Source organism: Peptococcaceae bacterium (assembly GCA_024655825.1).
Classification (GTDB): Bacteria; Bacillota; Peptococcia; order DRI-13; family PHAD01; genus JANLFJ01.
The window spans coordinates 1-19,555 of record JANLFJ010000048.1 but is presented as its reverse complement, the minus strand read 5'-3'; the positions used below and the strand labels follow the sequence as shown (position 1 = coordinate 19,555).

The following is a 19,555-nucleotide window of genomic DNA, read 5'->3' as shown; positions in this document are numbered from 1 at the left end:
AACCAGGAACCCTTGTCACCATTGGCATGGAAATATTTGTCGCCAAACTCGGGTTTTAATATACAGGATAAACTTCTTCCAGTCTTCTTCGGTAACAACCCCGGCATTGGACTGTCTCAAGGCAAATCTTGCCATTTCGCCGATGTTGTCATACAGCATTATATCCTCTAGATCTGCCGGGATTTGATTGCGTTCCCTTGCTGCCAGGTCATACATCTTTGCCTTTTCTTCCTCGGAAAGGCCCAGTATTTCTGCAAATTTCTCAATCTTATCGCTGTCAAAGGGCTTTTTCCGGTTGTTCTCGATGTCGCTTAGCATGCCTATGGACATTCCCAATCTCTCAGACATGTCTTTTAGGGTCAGTTCCCTGGGGTCACTGAGGCGTTTTTTCTTGATGAAATCGCCAAAACGCATGTATTGCTCTTTCATGTTTTCACCTCCTCGTTTACTCGTTTTACGCCTGATAGTGAAATTATATCGAAGAAAAAAGAAGATGTCATTATGTGTCAAAATGCAATTTTAAAAAACTGTTCACTCGCAAACGGCTACTGCCTGTTATACCCGATATCGCTCAGAATACCCATGGGAATTCCCAACCTCTCTCAGACATGTCTTAGCCCTCTCCACTGTCTTTTATCTCTTTACCACTCAATATCATCGGGAAAATCCAGCTCCAGTCTTAAATCATCCACACTGCAGTTATTTCGCTTAGCCTCTTCCATGAGCTCGGACTCTAAATCTCGGTATTCCTGCCCCCTCTCTGCAATCCGCTTTGCTATATTGGATAAATTCTTCAGCCGCTTTTCCTTGTTCATTTTTATGAATCGTTCGTTAAGAATGTCCAGATACTGGGTTATGTATCTGTCCACATATACATATCTGCCGTTTAATGTGTTTAACATTCTTGCATACACGTTTTCTGATACGGTTTGTTTCAGGCAATCAGCTACAGCGGCTTGCAACATGCGTACTTTGGCGATGTGCTTGTCCCAAATGACTTTATGATCTGTAAATAAATCGTAGCTATATTTCTTCTTGGCCAGTTTTTGAGCATAAAGCTCCAGAAATTCATTCAGCGCCATAGTGACAAACAACATCTCGGGCCATAAAACATATATCTTCAGATAGACGTTCTTATCCGGAGCCAGCACCGACATGTATCTTTTCTTTTCTTCATCGAGGCCGTTATCTACAAATTCTATCTCACGGTGTCCCATCATGGCATGGCGGATATCGTAACAAACGCCTAGTACCCTTATGCGGGCAGCATCACATTCAACGAATTCATCCTCGTTTCCTACGATGATATGTAATGCTTCATAAAGATTTTCAAAATCCGCGAAGTCACCATAAATAGCCACTCCTACACAGTTTGGGGTATTCTTGGCAAATATCATTTTATTACCTTTTGTTCTGGTTTTTATTTATTCAGCTCCGGTAATAAACTTCCACGCCTTGTTCTTCGATTATCCGGCGCAGTTTTTCGTCCAGGGGACCGTTCATATCTATGACGTCGATTTTGTAGATACCCGCCGCTTCGTCCAGATCCAGCAACAATCCGGGCGGAAGTTTCCCGACGCAGTAAACGGCCAAATCAATGTCGGAATTATATCTGTAATCCCCCCGGGCCCGGGAGCCGAAAATTATTGCTCTGGTCACATTTCCTCTTTTTTGCAGTTCTTTTATTATCCCTTGGATAATTTGTTCCGGCAATCCAAAATTCATTTGATTTTCTCCTCCATCTTGTCAGCAAAAGCAAGGAACACGGGATGGTATTTATCTTTCACTTTGTCGTAAATCTCTTTGGCTATTTGCTCGTTATATGTGTGAACGGTCAGATTACGGGCGTTAATCATGTCTATCCAGGTTTCACCTTCTGTGATAATCCCTGTTGCAAAGGCTTCTTTAAAAGCTAACCGTGGTGAGTTTACAGTTACGATACCTTCAGATTCAAGATATAGTTTCATTAATTTCCAGGCCAACTCATAGATAAACTCAAAGCGCTGCATCACCCCGTCATAAAGCAAGGGATTGGATGCGTCTTCTTCCAATGCTTCCTTAAGTTTATTTACCGCTTTTTTGTATTCTGCAAATTTTTCTTTAAGCCTTTCTTTGCTCATGTTTCCACCTCCTATGGCTTAATAGTAATCTCATTCTCTTTTTTCCGCAACATTGGCAAGGCCGAAAGCCGGATTTGTCTTGTAAATATTTCCCTCAGCCCATATATCCGCCAAATTCTCCGCCTGTTTCATGACCGTTTCCACGGCGCGCTGCTGCTTGTCCGGCGGATAGCCGTACTTGTTCAGTGTCCGGCTAACCAGCACCATCAGCTTTGCTCTAACACTTTCTTTCAGCGCCCAGTCGATGGTTGCATTTTTGCGTGCTTTATCGGTAAGTTCCCTGCAGTATTCCGTAGCATCTCAGCATCCTGCAATAAATTATATTCGCATGTATTTTTACGCTACCCAATCTAAAAAACATCCAAAATAGCTTCTAAATCCCCTGGTGTATACGATACTGCCCACTTCCACCTACCGAATCCACCATGCGTGTTTACTGCTTCCGCCCACTCGGCAAGGCTGGCATGCTTTGTTTTAGCTATCGCATCTTCTTTTCCTTTTACCTCAAGAACTAAAAACTCTCCATTTACAAGCTTAATAATAAAATCCGGATAATATTTCCGTATGACACCTTGGTAATTATATACAATATAAAATCCTAAATGGTCATTTTTTACAAAGGACTTCACCTTTGGGTGCTTATCTATGATATAAGCTTCAGTAGCCTCCCATGTACTGTCAACAACTACATGGCTTATATGAGATTTCTTTGTCCACTCGGTAGGTTTGCTGGTATACCATGCTCTCATATCAGACGTAGAACGTATGGGATTTACATTGTCAAATACCGGCACCCGCATTTCACTGTTTTCGGCTTTTAAAGCATTCCAGATATACTGAATAATTTTATTCATATTAAGGATAATCAATACTTTGCGCCGTTCATCCGAAGCACTAAAACGCTCGTTTAACATGACAATCCTATCAGATTCTATAAACTCACCGACAATTCGTATAAGCTGGGCTAAGAAAAGCTCCTTGCTGCCTTTCCAAGCGGGTTGTTCGATATTGTAAATCTTTGATGCCATTTTAAAAATAATTGTCTGTGTCCTGGTTTCTTCAGCTATCCTTTTCAAGTCAATATCCGATAAAACGGCGGGATTAGGCTTGCCGGCAATAATCGCAGCTAATTCCGCTTCGGTAATGCTTTCATAAGGATCCAATACAATGGGCTCCACCCTATCCAAATCAAGTGTTAATTTTGGCCTATAAACGGTATCAATCCTGACAACATTGGGCCAGACAATTTCATGCTCCATTTTCTCCTGTACCGGCTCAATTTTTGTTTTTGGCTTCGGCGGTGGCGGTGGTGTACCTTCTCCGCCTTCGTGAGGAAGGAAGGTGAAAGGCACACCGAAAATATTAACATATTCCGGTTCAAAAAGCCCGTCAGGACCAATATCATAACTTACCCTGCGAAGTCCTCTCCCTACAACCTGTTCACATAGAAGCTGGCTGGAAAAGGCCCTCAGTCCCATGATATGGGTTACTGTTTTTGCATCCCAACCTTCTGACAGCATTCCTACTGAAATAACATTTTGAATCTTTTCACCCCGTTTGCCGGCCTGTCCAACTGTATCAACCATTTTCCTCAGTAGTTCAGCTTGCAGCTTTTTTGTCATCTTCTTGGAAGAAACATTATCATCCTCTTCATCATAACCATCCATATCAAGTGTGATTTCTTCATCGGAAGCCTCCGCTTCGTCCAAAACCTTGCTATCTATCTGAAGGATTCCTTCTGGAACACACAACTCCGGTATCATGATTTCATTATGTAAAAAGGCATGTCTAATTCTTGAAGATGTTTCGGTTCGGTTTGCGACTGTTATCATCACCGGTGGTACCTTGTGACTGGCAGCTTCCCACTCTTTTTTTGTCTCCAGCCAGTCTTTTCCCAATAGATAATAAGCGTTTATAATCAAGTCCGGCAAAGGCTCGGTTTCTTGTGCCTTCCTGTTGATATCGTCTTTTACGTCCGGGTCCATATATATGTGATATAGTCTTGATTTTAGTTCGGATGTCCTGACAGAATCGTCACGGATGACAACTCTGGGCGTCTTGACCAAACCGGATTCAATGGCATCGTTTAAACCAAAATCGCTGACAATCCAGCCAAAAATTGCCTCTTCCTGGGCTTTTTTTCCGGAAGGTGCAAAAGGCGTTGCCGAAAGGTCAAAACAGCACTGGATTCCCCTTGCCCTGTGTATACGATCCAGTCCGCCTATCCAGACCGTTGCCTTGGCCTCCTGATCTTTAAACTCCCTTTTCGCTTTCAACTCAGGGTTCACGCGCCATGCATGGTGAGCCTCATCGTTAATTACGATTATGTTCCGTGCATTGGCCATGTCCCCCAGCACTTCCCTGACATATGCCTCATCGCTCTTGGCTCCGCGCTTGTCAACGCTTTTCTTTTTCTTCAGCTTCTCTTCATCCTCCCAGGCAAGAGCATGCCAGTTGGTAATCAGAATCTTTCCCTGTCTTAAAGAATCCATCAAGCCCGGAGGAACAATATTGAAGACTTCATAATAATTGTTGATATCCGAAGGATTTAATACACTGAGCCTACTTTTTACCGTTAGGCCGGGTGCCACAACAAGAACATTTTTGGAAAACCTCACATCCCGGGGATTTGAGACCTTGTTCAATACCTGCCAGGCAATCAACATTGACATGACAATGGTCTTGCCCGAACCTGTGGCCATCTTAGAACAAATCCTTCTAAATTCTCCTCCGTCTGACGGAATGTGGATTCCCACTTTTTCAGCTTCAGGTGCTTCAACAAGCCATATAAGGGTTTCGATGGCTTCCAGCTGGCAGAAGAAAAAGCGCCTGTCCAATCTTTCTTCCGGATCATTCCAATAGGAAAGAAGCCTCTTTGTGATGCCTGTAACACCCGGATAACCCTCTTCCCGCCATTTTTTCACCCTGGGACGGATTTCGTTTACTAATTTGATGGGCACAAAAACACCCGGGTCGTCAAAGGACTTGCTGCTTTCGGAAGCAACAACATATCCTGCAGGCCTTCGACCTTCGCGTTTTTCAAAAGTCCTTGTTTCTCTGTCATAATGCCAATAGAACTTCGGCTCCTCGTATGGTGAATTAATAATAAGCTTATCAATCACTTTCTGACCAGACATATTTCCTCCTTACAGCCTGATGACACGCAGGCTCTCGATACCTCTGTCGTCTATGATTTTTACCGCCACCGTCCGGTGAGCACCTGCATCAAAGGGCAGGCTGACAGTTCCTCTAAAAGCCTCGATTCTTTCGGGATCAATCTCAGCCTTAAGACTCCTGGCCAGTTTTTCCCACCCGCCGCCGCTTCCGGCCATTGGGAAAAACACCTGGGTGGGGAATAAGCTGCGTCCGTCGTAATTGGTGTCCAGCATCCACATGGCAATATTGTTTTTGCTTCCCGATTCCACATTGCCAGTTTTAGGATTATAGTAATCAAAACCCAGCACTTCAACCTGGTATTTGCCTTTGTCGTCTCCTTTGTTTATTCTCCTGACCTTTACATCCGGCTGACCGATCAACCAGAAGCTGTCGTTCCCGGAACGTTTCTTTTTCAGGTCCTCGGTAAACAGATCGGCATTCATCTGCACCTTCAAAAGCTGCATACCGGCAATTTCCGGTTTTAACTCGTCGATATCCTTTGCCGCCTCCTCATCAAACTGGAAAGCACAAAACAACAGTATATCAGGACGGAACATCCTGGCTTCCTGCCATGCTTGCTCCACCTGTTTTTGTTCTAATGGCGCATACTCCGGGCCGAAGGAAATCAGCACCCTCTTGGGCACATCTTCTTTTGTTTCTCCCTCAGCCTGGATCCACCTTGTCCCCTGGAAAGGCTCTACACGCGAAAACTCGATGCACTGGCCATTCTTAGCCCTGATGCCGGTGCGCAGCAGTTCCTGACGCCACTCGGCCTGCCGCAAAGTTTCGCCTGAGCGAGCAACCGACATGTCAGACGCTCCTTCTTCTTCGCCAACATCATCCAGTGATTTGACGGTAGGCGCAGGTACAGCTTCTACTGTAAATGGTCCTGTGACACGTACTTTTTTACTGTCAATGTAAGGTTGATCATATAGGGTTTCTTCCGCAGGCGGATCATTATTGATGATGGATTTAAGAGTAATGTGAGGCACAGTTTTATACTTGAATCCGCTTCCCACCCCTTCTTCTGGTCTGGCAAGCTGATAATAATCGAAAACTGCCGTAATTAAGCGCTGCTTGGCCAGCGCAATGGCCACACGGGAAGTGTCGCAAGTAATCCAGCGGCGTCCCCACTGCTCAGCTACATAGGCAGTGGTGCCGGAGCCGCAGGTCGGGTCAAAGATCAGGTCACCTGGGTCAGTAGTCATGAGCATACAACGTTGAATTATTTCGTTTGCAGTTTGAACAATATAAATTTTATCACTAGCAGCCCCAATACTATCCCACAAATTATTTATTGACATTATTGGAAAATCTTCGAAATATATTTTTACACGTAAAGTGTCTCCTTCAACTTGTAATCTATTTTTATTTTTAAGAATATCTAGTCCTTCTGGATATGAAGTTTTCCATTGTGTTCCTTTCGGAGGATAGTACAGCTTACCGTTATATTCGTATCCTTTTTGTTTTTCGTTGCCTTGAGCATTCAAACTCCAAGTTCCATATAGTTTCCAATCCTTATATTCTTTAAGAAATTTATTAATATCCTTCCTTTCAGTTGGAGCGACTCTTTTCCCTTCGCCTGTATTTGGCTCTTCTATCCATAAATGCGATCCTGCATTATCTGCAAACCATTGATAATCTTTTTCGATATATAATTGACGATACTTGATTTTCTCAATATCCTTTGCATACCATAAAAGATAAAAACAAGCGCTATTTAGAAGCTTTTTTGCAAACATTACAGAAGCCTTTTTGATTGAAATCATCGATACAAAATTACCGGCTCCAAAAACTTCATCAAGTACAAGTCTAATCCTATGGACATTTTCGTCAGATATTTGTATAAAAATACTACCTTCATCTGATAATAATTGCTTAGATAATAGAATTCTATCTCTTAGATAAGTCAAATATGAGTGTATACCCAACTCCCAAGTATCACGGAAAGCCTTTAACATTTCTGGTTCACAAGTCAAATCTTGGTCACTGTCATTTGATTTTAAGGCAGTTTGATTAACAAACGGCTGAAAATTGGAACCATATTTTATCCCATACGGCGGGTCAATATAAATCATCTGCACCTTACCGGCCATGCCTTCTTTTTCAAGCAGAGAATTCATCACTAGCAGACTGTCACCGGCAATCAAGCGGTTAGACCAGTTGTGCCGGTGCTTATAAAATTCTACAGCCTCCCGCATAGGAGGATTTTCTTCTCTGGTTTCAAAAAGCGAAAGCTGCGTGTACTCTGGCTGTTTATAGTTTCTAACCTGATCAATAATTTTTCTGGGGTCTATACGTTCATGAACATGAAGTGAAACAGTAGGCACTTCAAAAGATGTATGTTCTGCTTTTCCGGCCCACTGCAAAGTCGGATCTATATGAGGATCATACTGATATTTTTTCTTTCCTGTCTCTTTATCGGTTTGGGGTGTAACAAGTCCTACAGGCGGGTTATTGAGTCTTTTTTTATCTTTATGGTCATATTGCTCAATATTTCTCTTATTTGAAATACTAAAGTAATCTACCATTTTTTAACCTCCGACACTTTAACTTTTACAAATAAAACCAATAATATTATAACAAACAAGTTAAAAATACGGAATTATTTGTCCAAAATTCTACTCTGTTAAAGTATTATGAAAAGCTATTATGTTTATCTCAATAATTAAGTGTTTCCTCCCCCCGCCCACGGAAACATATCCATTTCTTCCCAAAAACCCATAAATCCTTGCGCAGCAAGGCTTTACTCACTGTGTTTTCTTTTGAGCAATACTACCGACTCGATGTGCTTTGAGCGGAGAAAAGCAAGCAAAAGAAAACACTGGATATGTTTCCATTCTTGTACTACTAATAGCCGGGATAACGATTCCACCATTCACTATCCTCTCGGTAACCAACAAGCAAATCATCCGCAATTTGCGTTATGACCTCTTTCAACTCAACTTTCTCAACCCAGTCTGCAGGAATCTTGCTTAAACCCAGATATGCTCCGAGAATATTTCCGGTGATAGCACCAGTACTATCACTATCTCCGTTGTGATTAACAGCAGCAATTAACGCCTTCTTGAAATCATCTTGGTACTTTAATGCACAATAGGTTGAAATCCCTAAAGCCTCTTCGCCGACCCAACCTTCCCCAAGTCGAAAAATTGCTTCAACATCAGAAAGGCCACTCTTGGACAGTTTCAAAGCCTGATTCAAGCTCTGCGTACATTCTTCATGGTTTTCATGTTTCTTAAGCTCAGCAAGCGTGCTTTTGACTGCAGTTTCAATATCCTGACCTTCTATAATGCTTGCAATCATATATGCAAGTGCACCGGCTGATAAATAACCCGATGGATGGCCGTGAGTAAGTGCAGCAAAATCTGCTGCCATTCTAAATGCACTTTCCTTTCGATAAAATAAACCTGCCGGGGCAACACGCATAACTCCACCACATCCCTTACTGTTATTGATTGGCTTATCAATTGTACCATGCTTTCCACTTGACAGGGCAGACAAACAGGTATTCCCCGGTGCTCTTCTTACGTGCAGCTCTTTAACGCCTATCAACCAGCCATCATATATCCAATTACGATCTTCCAGTCTTGGATATCCTTGCGTATTCAGCCATCTTAGATAAGCATTATATACAACAAATGCGGGACTGCAAATTCCTCTTTCATTTCCTCTTGATTCTGCTCGAAGTATACCTTCAGCGGTAAAAAGAGTCATTTGAGTATCGTCGGTAATTTCCGCTTTATCGTTTTCACCCTCAATAAGATCAGTTATACCCACTTTGCCATATTTCTTCCTAATCTCATTCAACCTTAAGAACTCAACAGGCCATCCCAAAGCATCGCCAATTGCTCCACCCAAAAGACAGCCTCGAAAATGGTCTTTATCCCTTCTCACAATATATCAAGCTCCTAACCATACATAAATCCCAAAATGATTCATTGACTTTTTATTAATAACTCAATTGGTCATCTTGTTCAACCCTCGTTTAAGGAACGGTTTAACTAGTTTCTCCTGAAAAACAGCCTGAACCAGTGATTGCACTACCTGCTGAGCTTTTGGGGCAAGACCATCCTTGCGGCGATATAGATTTTGCTTGGCGTTCTTGATTACCTGCTTCACTTCAGCTGCCACTTGCTGGGCGGCCTTCAGGATCTCTCCAGTGATTTGCCTTACTTCGTTGTAGGCTTCCCCGCTACGCCGTTTAACCACTTTGGTGATAGACAGAAGCCGTTTCTTGACGGACCGCCGCCGGTCCTGAAACTTGGTGCGGATAGCTACACCGGCTTCTTTACTGTGCTACTGTACGGGTAATTACCTTGACCCCCTCAGAAAGCAGGCTGGCATCGGTGGGATAGTGAATATCGGCTTCCACAACAGTTGTATCAACCCGAAGTTTCCTGCCCTGGATCACTTTTTGGTCCATGGCTTTGGCTATTAGGGCGGCATTCAAGCTATCAATGGTTTCCAGACCATACCGCTTGGTAAGTTTGATTAGAGTGGTAGAGTGAGGGATTTTACCATCCAGGGGGATTCGGCAGAAGCGCCGCCACTGGATACTGTCCTTGACTTCCTCTACCAGAACTTCATACCCCAGCTGGTACCGGAACTTTAGATACATTAACCGCAGGTAGGTTTCTACCGGTACCGTGGGACGACCGGTTCGGGTATTAAACCCGTCGATAAACGGTTCTAGAGAAATTTTGAAGCCGTCTTTTTCAGGGGAAACTAAATAATTCAGTTGCTTAACTATAATTCTGTAAGCACCCGAAGTCGTAACTCCTTCATTCATTTTTATCCGGCCATATTTCGTAAAGCATCTACTTCTTTGATTTTTATGGAATCCCTGTGGAACTCGATAACCCCTTCATCCCTCAACCTGCACATCTCGCGCGAAAGCGACGGGCGGGAAACGTTCAGGAAGTCCGCCAGCTCGTTCCGCTTCAGAGGTATCATGAACGTGGTATTGCCCGTCCTTTTATACTGCTCCAGCAAAAAAGTACTTATTTTCCCCCGCAGGCTCTTAATCGCCAGGTATTCCACCTTCCGGTGCAGCATGAGCGCCTTGTCTGAAACAATCTCAAGCATGTTCGTAATCAGCTGCTTGTGGCTTAAACACGAATTTTCACAGCTCCCGACTATTTTTCCGGCCGGCAGAAACATTATCGTGCATGCCGTCCTGGCCATTACCATCATAGGCCACACGCCGTCTCCAGAAAACGCGGCCATCTCGCCGAACATCTCTCCAGGGCCGTTTACCGCAATAATGACCCGGTCGCCGGCAGCGTTTTCTTTGGCAACCACCACCTCGCCGGCAAGGACCACCCCCAGGCCGGTAAATTTTTCGCCGGCAACGGACGCCCATTCATTCTTTTCGTATCTGTTCACGTTAGGTCTCAGGCATTCAAACACGGTATTTAATTCATTCGGTCCTATTCCCTTAAATAATGCGCACTTAGATAAAACTGTCATCCATTTCATGAACATTTTTACTCACCTTTGATTTTGGTAACCACGGCTACCGAATTTATTTTTTCAATATAATAAAATACATTTACAAAAATAACAAGTAAGCATTTTACCAGGGGGGAGATTTTTCAGGTGAAAAGGAAAATAGTGAAGATTGACGAGGAAAAGTGCACCGGCTGCGGACTGTGCATCGACGCCTGTCACGAGGGAGCCCTGCAGCTTGTGAACGGCAAGGCGGCGCTTGTGTCGGAAAGCTACTGCGACGGCCTCGGAGCATGTCTGCCGGAGTGCCCGGCTGGAGCCATCACTCTGGAAGAGCGCGACGCGGCTGCATTTGATGAAGAGGCGGTAAAGAAGCACATGGAAGACCGGCAGAATTTTGAGGCAGGAATGCTTGCCTGCGGCTGCGCCGGCGCCCACGTCAAAACTATTGAGAGGCAGGAGGACACAGCACCCGCACCCGCCGCGGCAGCCGCGTCACAACTTCGCCAGTGGCCCTGCCAGATCAGGCTGGTGCCGGTCAACGCCCCTTACTTAGACAATGCCAGCCTGCTTGTAGCAGCCGACTGCACAGCTTACGCCTATGCCGGCATCCACAACGACTTCATGCGCAACAGAATCACCATCATCGGCTGCCCGAAGCTGGACGGACTGGACTACTCAGAGAAACTGACAGAAATATTAAAGGCGCATGAACTAAAAAGCGTCACCGTGCTCCGCATGGAGGTGCCCTGCTGCGGCGGCATTGCCAGCGCGGTCAAACAGGCGCTCATCAACAGCGGCAAAATGATCCCGTGGCGCATCGTCACTGTCACCACCGACGGGAGAATCAAAGAAGATTAGAAACTGTAAAACTTGCAAGGTAAACATTAAAATTAACATATTTAAAAAACACTTAGGGAGGTAACAGATGATGTTTTGTTTTCAGTGCGAACAAACAGCGGGAGGAAAAGGCTGCACCAGGGTGGGCGTGTGCGGCAAACAGCCGGAGGTCGCCGTTAAGCAGGACGAGCTGACCAGCGCCCTGGTTGGACTTGCCCGCGCCGCGCAGGGCAAGACCCCGGGCAGGGAAGCGGACGAACTGGTCATGCAGGGGCTGTTCGCGACACTCACCAATGTTAACTTCGACGGCGGCCGCATCGACGAGCTCAAAAGCCTTACGCATGCTGAGAAGGAAAGGCTGGGCGGGGCGGCGGACCTGGACGCCGGTACCCTTTGGAAAGGCGATCCGGATGTGGTATCCCTTCGTTCCACCCTGCTTTTCGGGCTGCGCGGCATGGCAGCTTACGCGTGGCACGCCTGGGTGCTGGGCAAAAAAGACGATGAAGTGACATCATGGTTATACAAGGGGCTGCGCGCCATCGGCGAAGAACATTCTATCGAAGAGTGGCTGGGCCTGTTGATGGAATTCGGACAGGTCAACCTCAAGTGCATGGCCCTGCTCGATGAGGCCAATACCTCAGCCTACGGGCATCCCGTGCCGGTAAAGGTAACCACCACCATTGAAAAAGGGCCGTTCATCGTGATCACCGGCCATGACCTGCATGACTTAAAGCAGCTCCTCGAGCAGACGGAAGGCAAAGGCGTAAACATTTACACCCACGGTGAAATGCTGCCTGCCCACGGCTATCCGGAACTGAAGAAATACCCGCATCTGAAAGGGAATTTCGGGACGGCCTGGCAGAACCAGCAGAAGGAGTTTGACGGTATTCCGGCTCCGGTTATCTTTACGACCAACTGCCTGATGCCGCCCAGGCCAACTTATTCAGACAGGATCTTTACCACCGGACGCGTCGGTTATCCAGGCATCAAACACATAACGGGAGAAAACGGCAGGAAGGATTTCACCCCGGTAATCAACAAGGCCCTTGAACTAGGCGGCTGGGAGGAAGACAAGAAGCTTACCGGCCTCAACGGCGGCTCAGAACTCATGACCGGGTTTGCCCGCAACACCGTCCTTGGCGTTGCCGGCAAGGTAATTGAAGCGGTCAAGGCCGGCGCGATCAGGCATTTCCTCCTCGTGGGCGGTTGCGACGGCGCCAGGGGGGGCAGAAACTACTACACCGAATTTGTCAAAAAGGCCCCTCCGGATACCGTCATCCTGACCCTGGCCTGCGGCAAGTACCGCTTTAATGACCTCAACATCGGTGAGATCGGCGGCTTGCCGCGCATCATGGATATGGGCCAGTGCAATGACGCATACTCCGCCATCCAGGTGGCGGTCGCCCTTGCCGGTGCCTTCAACTGCGGGGTAAACGAACTGCCCCTGACCCTTGTTCTCTCGTGGTACGAACAGAAAGCCGTAAGCATACTGCTTACGCTCCTGTCGCTGGGCATTAAAAACATCTACCTTGGACCGACACTGCCCGCTTTCATCTCCCCGAACGTGCTGAATGTTCTGGTCGAGAAATTCGATATCAAGCCAATCAGCACACCTGAAGCGGATTTAAAAGCGGTTCTCGGGTAAGACATTATTAGACATATATGCCGCCGACACAGTACCAGCAGAAGTATAAAAAAGCCCGGGGAAGGGTGGTTATCCCGGGTGAACGACTTGCGCAGCGCCGGTAACAGCACCCGGCGAAGCGAGGAAGCGGAATTGGGGGCGCGGACAGGACGTTCGCGCCAGCCTTCACCGAGCCAGGATGGCGAGTTGAAGGCGGTCCAATTTCGCCCGACGCGAGCCCTGGTGCTGTCGGTGCGGAGCATTGGAGTGAACAGGGCAGATACTATTCTGCTGGATTTAAACATATTTCCTGAGTTTATCAGTTGACAGGGTTCAAAAGTAGCCGTCAAATTTCTCGTCGCGCAGGATCGTATCTTCAGCCAAGGCCCAGTCAACCTCACCAGACGTGATTTCCTTGAGGTACTTTTTGACACCCCGCTTATTGCCGACCCTGATCTTGGACTTGTCTTCAAGCAGAGACCTTGCTTTTTCAAGTAGGCGGCTGCGGTCTTCTCTGTCTTTCTTCGCTCTTTTATCCGAATAGGTGATGACCAGACGCTCGGGGAACTTGTAGATCTTCCCGTTCTCATCCTTGACCCTATTCACGTAATTGATAACCTTGTATCGGTTCTTCTCTCCAGACCCTTCTGGAAACTCTATCTCCTCGTACCCACCGGAAAAAACCTCTTTTTGCACGCCCTCGCTCATCTTCTTCAAGCGGGAGGCAAAAATGTAGCTGTAGCCCTGGTCGACGATCTTCTTCAGATTTACCTTGCTGTTGATGCCCCGGTCGGCCTGCCCTCACAATCAACCATCAGACCCATGACCACCTGGACCTCTTTGAACTTGCCGTTCTTGCTGAAGCCGAAATCCCTCAGAGAATCGGCGCGCACGCTCTCGAAAGAGAAGGTGGTGACATCATAAAAGACCATGTCGATCTGCATGTTGAACAGGTTGCGGTTGGCCTGAAACAGCGCCTCCTCCACTTGTTCCTTGTATTCACAGAGCAGATCCAGCGACCTGTACAACTGGTTTAAGGTGACCTTGGGCAAATTCACGAAATGTCCCTGATGGGTATACGTGGCCAGCTTGCTTCTCGGCTGCAGCAGGTGCTGCACTACCATCAGAAAGGATGCCTCGTTTAGACTGAACTGCACCTTTCTATTTCTGGTGAGGTGCGATAGTAATTTGTCCAGGTTGTACTCCTTCCATATTCTCTGGTAGATAAGGTAGCCCCAGTTGACGATGTCGGCTTCGGAGCAGTCCTTGATATCCGCCGACTTCTGAACTTTGGAGATCTCCGCCAAACGCTTGGCCAGCCGCTAAAAGCTGGGATTGTTCTCAATTTGTTCCAGCTTGCCCAGGTTTAAGATGACCTCGTGCTTGACGCGGCCATCTTGCCGGTAGGATCTGACGAGTTGGACATATTGACTTGATTTGGATTTGGTAATCTTGATAAACATGGGTAGAGTATAATATATTGCCTTTCATTTGTCCAGAACTAACGGCATGCAATATCATTATGGTTGCCACTACAGTTTTTGAGATTTATGACAGCCCCTAGCCGGAAAACACTGATATTATTGGATTCTTGCCATCGGTTTAGGGCGAAAATCAAGGGCAACTGATAAACTCAGGAAATAGGATGCACTTTGCTTCCCCCACAATATAAGTGCTGCCCGGATCGGAAACTCCTGTGGCACCATAGAGGTTTAACTCACTCTCCAAGATGCCTTCATGATTATAACGCCTAAAGGACCAGTTATTGTTTATAATGGTCGACCCCGTTTTCTTTTTCAACTTCGGAAACCTGAATATAGTCTGCCATATGCTTTTTGACAAGCTCTGACCTGGGGGCTTTTTTCTCCATAGTGGTTTTGACAAGGCCGCCTGCCTTCTCCAACGCATTCTTTTTAATTATTTCTCCTTTTGCTCCCAGCTTATTGACCTTGTCAATCAGTTCAGCCATGCCCTGGAGTTCAAGCCTCGCCATCTGCCTCCACCACCCTTGCCCTGATTTCCAGAAAGCGCTTTTTATACTCGGCGTTATCAATAGCTGTGATGTCATAAATCCTGCCTTGGAAGCGTATTTTCATGCCATCGTTAATTCCTAAGGTGTATCTGATTTTAAATTTGACCGTATTTTCTTCCTGCACCGCCGCGGCGGCAAAGTATTCCCTGCCGGAAAGATTGGATACGGAAGCCCATACTGTTTTATATTCTCTATATACCCTTCTGTCTCAAAGCCGTTTTCATTAATATCTCTTGACGGTTTTAGAAAGGTTATCCTGTGCCGCAAGTCCCCGATTTCCATGTAATTCACCACCTTGGCACCCAAAAGAGGCGGAGCAGGGAGGATACCCCGAGGGACAGTTCCATGCCCTCGTTTCTCTGGCCTGTTGCTTCCCTGTGCTCATAAAAATGTCCAATTAAAAGCAGCATGGCCTGTTTTATGCTTTTGGGCACCTCGCTATAGCCTGCCTTAAAGCGTATTTTAACTGCGTCCGGCCTATAGCTTAAGTCCAGCGGCCAGCCTGTGGCGAGCTTTGGGCATAAAACAGCGGGCTCCATTTCTTTTACCACATAGAACCCGCTGTCCTCTATCAGCGTTATCTCTTCTCCATTGGTGTTGAGGTACTAAAAGTAAACAAGTTCGACGAGTGGTGTCATTGGCAGCTTGATGATGCCAAAGCTTGAAAAAAAGGGCCCGGAAACATATTCAAAGGTCTGCAGGGCAAGGCTTCTGCCGGTGAAGTTCTAACAAAACTCCCGGGCGGCGGTAATGAGCGCGGATATCAGGGTATCCTCCTCGTTGCCGTCTACCCTCAAATGCAGCTTGGCTTCCTCCAAGGATACAGGTTCGGCTGGAGGCCCTTCGATCAATATGAGGTTCATAAGCTTTCACCGCCTGACGTTATACCAAGACAGAGTCGCATACCTCCTGCACATACCGGCCGCCGCTCAGTATGGCCATAACGCCGCCGGCTACCGGATCATCGGTAACCTCCACCGTTTTCAGGCGCACATAGCTGTAACCAGATTTGGCCAGGGCCTGGGCGTCTAATTCGATTTTGTACACCTTGTTGGCCGCCGCGGTCGTGGTAAAGCCCGTTTCGTCCGCCTGTTTCACCTCGCTGAAAGTGTCGCCTGAGATACATTCCTGATAGGTGAAGGGGATGGCTACTGTGTTGGTGGGTGTGGTATCGTCGCAGGCCTCCACAGTAATGGTAGAGGTTCCAACCGCGCCTGCGCCGCACTGGATAAGGAAGCTGACATGCTCCCAGTTTTTGAGGTTTATGACATCTGTCACAACCGTACCGGCAAAGGCATCTGCCGCCGGGGGCAGGGCATTGACTACATGATATGGTTTATACATTGAAATCTCCTCCTCTGCTTATGAGAAATCCGCTCATCAACGTGACGAGCGGATTCTCTGCTCACTACTGTTATTTTCTTCCGGCCAGCGCCACAAAGGGTGACACTGACGCGCTGCCCTTGTAAGGCTGCAAAGGCTTGTTCCAGATGGGCTGGCCGTCTACCCTGTAAATGAACCTGTAAACGTTCTCGTCATACAGGAACCTTACATGGATACTCGACGCCGCATTGATACCGCCCTTGTCTATAAGCAGGTACTGGGACAGGTCCGCCAGGATTATATCTCCTACCTCGCCTGCCGCCGAGCACTGTTCAAGATGCACTACCGGTCTGCCGAACAGGGTCGCATAAGGCGCTTCCGAAAGTCCCCCTGCCGGGATATATACCGGCACGTCGCCGATTTTCAGCGTGAAGAGCAGCGGCTCCAGCTCCTGGTTGATGTACCACACGGCATTTGTCCTGCTCCTGCCCCAGAGCCTGGACCACATGTTGAAAAGGTTTTCCACCCTGATCAGCTCGGTCTGGCCGCTTTCCTTAGACGCCTTCACCAAGGCGTCGCTATTCAGGATGCCTAAGGGCTGCCCGGTGCCGGTGCCCGTCAGGATGACGTCGTCGATCTTAAAGCCGAATTCCTCGGCAAAGCCCTGGCGGAGCACACTTTCCAGGGCTGCCGCATCCTGCAGGAGTTCGTCGGTCGCGTAGCAGAGCCCGGTTAATTTCTTCAAGGACAAATCCATCACCCGGAATTTTGGCTTGGAAGCGATAAGCTGGTCGGCCTCGTTCTCCCAGTAGGTCTGAATCCCGCCCCAGCGTGCGCCGTTCGCCCTGCTTGACTCGTCCACGCCAGGATTGTCTTTTGCCGGGTCGTGGCGGATGGGCTCCGGTGTAATCTTTTGTTTGGCTCCCCCATCACCCATGAGATTCCATTTTTCATAGATTTGTTTCAAAGCATGAAAAAAGCGCCTCTAATAAGCGCTTTTTTGGCTAAATTCCTCTCAATTACGGCAGGTTTTCTTCCTAGACCCGTCTGAGGACCTCCAATTTCCTCTTGATTAGCGTAAGTTTTTGTTCATTCTTTGCCTTTTCCGCCTCCAAAACATCACTCCTGTGCCTTTCATAAGCTTCCAGGGCGCTTCTCACCCCCACGTCGGTCTGGGGGTAGGCCGGAAAGGTCACCGGCGACACGTCATACAGCCTGCCTTTGACCAGTTCCCGCACATCAGCGCCTTTTTCTGTGCCCCAGCGGTCGGATAGGACGGTAAACCCGAAAGACATCTGGCTTACGTCGCCCCGCTCGATGGACACCAGCAAGTCTTTCGCCCACTGGGTGTCCGGGGGCAGGATGCGCACTTTGAGCCCGGTGTCGTCTTCTTCCAAAAACAAGGTGCCGGCCTTGTTCCTGCCCAGCGCACAATTGGCATCATGGTTGAAAAGGGCCCGGATGTCGTCGGTTTTAATTGTCTCGGCAAAAGCTCCGGGCAATACCTTTTCCCGAAAAGGAAACCACCCTCCCAGTTCCTCGCTCCACTGGTTGAAAACCGCCGCATGGCCTTCGATCATCCGGACGCACTTTTCCTCGTCAGTTTGCCTGGTTATCCTCAGTTCACTTAAGTTCACCGTCCTTCGCTCCAGCTTGTCCATCTTTTATCTCACCGCCTTTCTTTTCTCCCGCGCTTTTTGCCGGGATCATGTTGCCGTTGACCAGGTACAAGTCCCCGCCCTGTTCTTCCGGTATGGGGTTTAGGTCCTCCAGTTCCCTGATGTCGTTGGCCGACAGCCAGCCGTTCTGCCTGCCTATGGCGTACCCTTCCATCCTGGCCTTGAAGTCGCCCCTAAGTAAGCCGTCTACTGTAAATTTGGGGAAGTATATTTTCCTTTCCCCTTCCCTGAGGAGGCATTTTGTTATGGCCTGCTCCCAGCGGACCAGCCAGGGGCGTATGGTGTGGACGACAAATTCTATTGATTGGTGCTCTATGTTGGAGAAAGTGGCCCTGGTCAAATCGCCCACCAGGTGCGGGGGAACACGGAAAATGCGGCAGATCTCGTTCAGCTGGAACCGCCTCGTTTCAAGAAACTGGGCATCCTCCGGCGGGATGCCGATTTCGTGGTATTTCATCCCCTCCTCTAATACCGCAATCTTGTGGGAGTTTTTTATTCCCTTGTATACCTCTTCCCAGGATTTGCGGAGTTTTTCCGGGTCCTTGACCACGCCGGGGTGTTCCAGGATTCCGCCGGGTCTGGCGCCGTTTCCAAAAAATCTGGCCCCGAATTCCTCGGTAGCCAAGGCAAGGCCGATGGCTTCCCGGGCCATGTGGATGGGAGAATAGCCCTTGATCCCGTCAAAGCCAAGGCCCGGTATGTGGAGTACCTGTTCCGAGGTTAAAATGATTTGCTGGCCGTCTTTTAAGTATTTATATATCAGCCTGCCGAACTCTATGTCTCTCTCCACCGTTATCCGGTCAGGAAGAAGCGGTCAGAGCTCCGCCACATTTCCCTTCTTGTCCCTTATTACCTGCGCATAGGCGTTGCCCCATAACAGCAGGTGGCTCATCAGGGTTTCCCGGAAGGTGAAGGTGGTCATGTCCGGATTGGGCATGTCGTGGAGAAGAAAGTACAGGGGATGGTAGGTCGCTTTTTCTTTGCCGCGTTCAAGCCTTTTGTACAAGGGCAGGGGGAGGCTGGCCACGGTTTCGGCAAGGACTCTGACGCAGGCATAGACTGCTGTAGAGTTCATGGCGTTATATTCGCTGACGTTTACGCCGGCGTTTGATTGAAAACCAATGTCTTCACCCAGTAAAAAAGCCCTGATCCTATGATCAAGGCTTATGGTTCTTTTCTCTATGAATTTTGACAGAAACGGTATTTTCAAGGCTTCACCTCCCTCTCTCGCCATGAAAAAAGCACCTCCGAAGAAGTGCTTTTTTCATATTTTGCTTCACTAGCGTTGCAATAAATTAAAATCTGTTTGTCAACCAACGAATACACGAGA

At 47.6% G+C, this 19,555-nt stretch carries 21 protein-coding genes and 3 pseudogenes; 3 read left to right on the top strand and 21 right to left on the bottom strand.

The window, feature by feature from the left end:
- Positions 1 to 15: 15 nt before the first annotated feature.
- The 11 genes and pseudogenes from NUV48_13940 to NUV48_13890 all read right to left on the bottom strand — a co-directional run bounded on the left by NUV48_13940 (position 16) and on the right by NUV48_13890 (position 10,664).
- The gene (locus NUV48_13940) at positions 16 to 429 is read right to left on the bottom strand and encodes a helix-turn-helix transcriptional regulator (protein ID MCR4443232.1); all 414 of its coding nucleotides are present in this window, start codon (positions 427 to 429) and stop codon (positions 16 to 18) included.
- 212 nt (positions 430 to 641) lie between these two features.
- Entirely contained in the window at positions 642 to 1,397 is a 756-nt protein-coding gene (locus NUV48_13935) for a hypothetical protein (protein MCR4443231.1), read from the bottom strand.
- 31 nt (positions 1,398 to 1,428) lie between these two features.
- Positions 1,429 to 1,725: a nucleotidyltransferase domain-containing protein gene (locus NUV48_13930; protein ID MCR4443230.1), complete on the bottom strand. Its 297-nt coding sequence runs from the start codon at positions 1,723 to 1,725 to the stop codon at positions 1,429 to 1,431.
- Positions 1,722 to 2,120, bottom strand: coding sequence for a nucleotidyltransferase substrate binding protein (locus NUV48_13925; protein ID MCR4443229.1), 399 nt, complete (start codon positions 2,118 to 2,120; stop codon positions 1,722 to 1,724). Before NUV48_13925 ends, NUV48_13930 begins: the two co-directional genes overlap by 4 nt.
- A 30-nt stretch (positions 2,121 to 2,150) precedes the next feature.
- A pseudogene (locus NUV48_13920) lies at positions 2,151 to 2,393 on the bottom strand (DUF3387 domain-containing protein).
- Positions 2,394 to 2,470: 77 nt separating this feature from the next.
- The gene (locus NUV48_13915; protein MCR4443228.1) at positions 2,471 to 5,257 is read right to left on the bottom strand and encodes a DEAD/DEAH box helicase family protein; all 2,787 of its coding nucleotides are present in this window, start codon (positions 5,255 to 5,257) and stop codon (positions 2,471 to 2,473) included.
- A gap of 9 nt (positions 5,258 to 5,266) precedes the next feature.
- A complete protein-coding gene (locus NUV48_13910) occupies positions 5,267 to 7,807 on the bottom strand; it encodes a site-specific DNA-methyltransferase (protein ID MCR4443227.1) in 2,541 nt (846 codons plus the stop codon).
- Between the two features lie 319 nt (positions 7,808 to 8,126).
- Positions 8,127 to 9,173 carry an ADP-ribosylglycohydrolase family protein gene (locus tag NUV48_13905; GenBank protein ID MCR4443226.1) on the bottom strand — a complete coding sequence of 349 codons (1,047 nt, stop codon included), beginning with the start codon at positions 9,171 to 9,173 and terminating at the stop codon, positions 8,127 to 8,129.
- Between the two features lie 63 nt (positions 9,174 to 9,236).
- Positions 9,237 to 9,488 (bottom strand): hypothetical protein, encoded by a 252-nt coding sequence (locus tag NUV48_13900; GenBank protein ID MCR4443225.1) that lies wholly within the window; start codon positions 9,486 to 9,488, stop codon positions 9,237 to 9,239.
- 79 nt (positions 9,489 to 9,567) lie between these two features.
- Positions 9,568 to 10,068, bottom strand: a complete 501-nt coding sequence (locus NUV48_13895; GenBank protein MCR4443224.1) for a transposase — start codon at positions 10,066 to 10,068, stop codon at positions 9,568 to 9,570.
- Positions 10,069 to 10,070: 2 nt separating this feature from the next.
- The gene (locus tag NUV48_13890; GenBank protein MCR4443223.1) at positions 10,071 to 10,664 is read right to left on the bottom strand and encodes a Crp/Fnr family transcriptional regulator; all 594 of its coding nucleotides are present in this window, start codon (positions 10,662 to 10,664) and stop codon (positions 10,071 to 10,073) included.
- Between the two features lie 213 nt (positions 10,665 to 10,877).
- Between NUV48_13890 and NUV48_13885 the strand changes: the two genes are divergently transcribed.
- The 3 genes from NUV48_13885 to NUV48_13875 all read left to right on the top strand — a co-directional run bounded on the left by NUV48_13885 (position 10,878) and on the right by NUV48_13875 (position 13,518).
- Positions 10,878 to 11,588, top strand: coding sequence for a 4Fe-4S binding protein (locus tag NUV48_13885; protein MCR4443222.1), 711 nt, complete (start codon positions 10,878 to 10,880; stop codon positions 11,586 to 11,588).
- Between the two features lie 67 nt (positions 11,589 to 11,655).
- On the top strand, positions 11,656 to 13,212 hold the full coding sequence (hcp, locus tag NUV48_13880; GenBank protein ID MCR4443221.1) for a hydroxylamine reductase: 1,557 nt from the start codon (positions 11,656 to 11,658) through the stop codon (positions 13,210 to 13,212).
- Positions 13,213 to 13,290: 78 nt separating this feature from the next.
- Entirely contained in the window at positions 13,291 to 13,518 is a 228-nt protein-coding gene (locus tag NUV48_13875; GenBank protein MCR4443220.1) for a hypothetical protein, read from the top strand.
- A 6-nt stretch (positions 13,519 to 13,524) separates the two neighbouring features.
- Here NUV48_13875 and NUV48_13870 read toward each other — a convergent pair whose 3' ends face one another.
- The 10 genes and pseudogenes from NUV48_13870 to NUV48_13825 form a co-directional block, all read right to left on the bottom strand.
- Positions 13,525 to 13,797 (bottom strand): hypothetical protein, encoded by a 273-nt coding sequence (locus NUV48_13870; GenBank protein ID MCR4443219.1) that lies wholly within the window; start codon positions 13,795 to 13,797, stop codon positions 13,525 to 13,527.
- 161 nt (positions 13,798 to 13,958) lie between these two features.
- The gene (locus NUV48_13865) at positions 13,959 to 14,498 is read right to left on the bottom strand and encodes a hypothetical protein (GenBank protein MCR4443218.1); all 540 of its coding nucleotides are present in this window, start codon (positions 14,496 to 14,498) and stop codon (positions 13,959 to 13,961) included.
- A gap of 455 nt (positions 14,499 to 14,953) precedes the next feature.
- On the bottom strand, positions 14,954 to 15,184 hold the full coding sequence (locus tag NUV48_13860; protein MCR4443217.1) for an HK97 gp10 family phage protein: 231 nt from the start codon (positions 15,182 to 15,184) through the stop codon (positions 14,954 to 14,956).
- Positions 15,171 to 15,359: pseudogene (locus NUV48_13855) on the bottom strand (phage head closure protein). Before NUV48_13855 ends, NUV48_13860 begins: the two are co-directional and overlap by 14 nt.
- A 151-nt stretch (positions 15,360 to 15,510) precedes the next feature.
- A complete protein-coding gene (locus tag NUV48_13850) occupies positions 15,511 to 15,774 on the bottom strand; it encodes a head-tail connector protein (GenBank protein MCR4443216.1) in 264 nt (87 codons plus the stop codon).
- A 174-nt stretch (positions 15,775 to 15,948) separates the two neighbouring features.
- The gene (locus NUV48_13845; protein ID MCR4443215.1) at positions 15,949 to 16,086 is read right to left on the bottom strand and encodes a head-tail connector protein; all 138 of its coding nucleotides are present in this window, start codon (positions 16,084 to 16,086) and stop codon (positions 15,949 to 15,951) included.
- A 19-nt stretch (positions 16,087 to 16,105) separates the two neighbouring features.
- The gene (locus tag NUV48_13840) at positions 16,106 to 16,567 is read right to left on the bottom strand and encodes a hypothetical protein (protein MCR4443214.1); all 462 of its coding nucleotides are present in this window, start codon (positions 16,565 to 16,567) and stop codon (positions 16,106 to 16,108) included.
- Positions 16,568 to 16,637: 70 nt separating this feature from the next.
- Positions 16,638 to 17,513 (bottom strand): phage major capsid protein, encoded by an 876-nt coding sequence (locus NUV48_13835; GenBank protein ID MCR4443213.1) that lies wholly within the window; start codon positions 17,511 to 17,513, stop codon positions 16,638 to 16,640.
- Positions 17,514 to 17,583: 70 nt separating this feature from the next.
- Entirely contained in the window at positions 17,584 to 18,207 is a 624-nt protein-coding gene (locus NUV48_13830; GenBank protein ID MCR4443212.1) for an HK97 family phage prohead protease, read from the bottom strand.
- Positions 18,170 to 19,435 (bottom strand): annotated as a pseudogene (locus NUV48_13825) (phage portal protein). The gene NUV48_13830 and the pseudogene NUV48_13825 overlap by 38 nt, the downstream one beginning before the upstream one ends.
- Between the last annotated feature and the right edge of the window lie 120 nt (positions 19,436 to 19,555).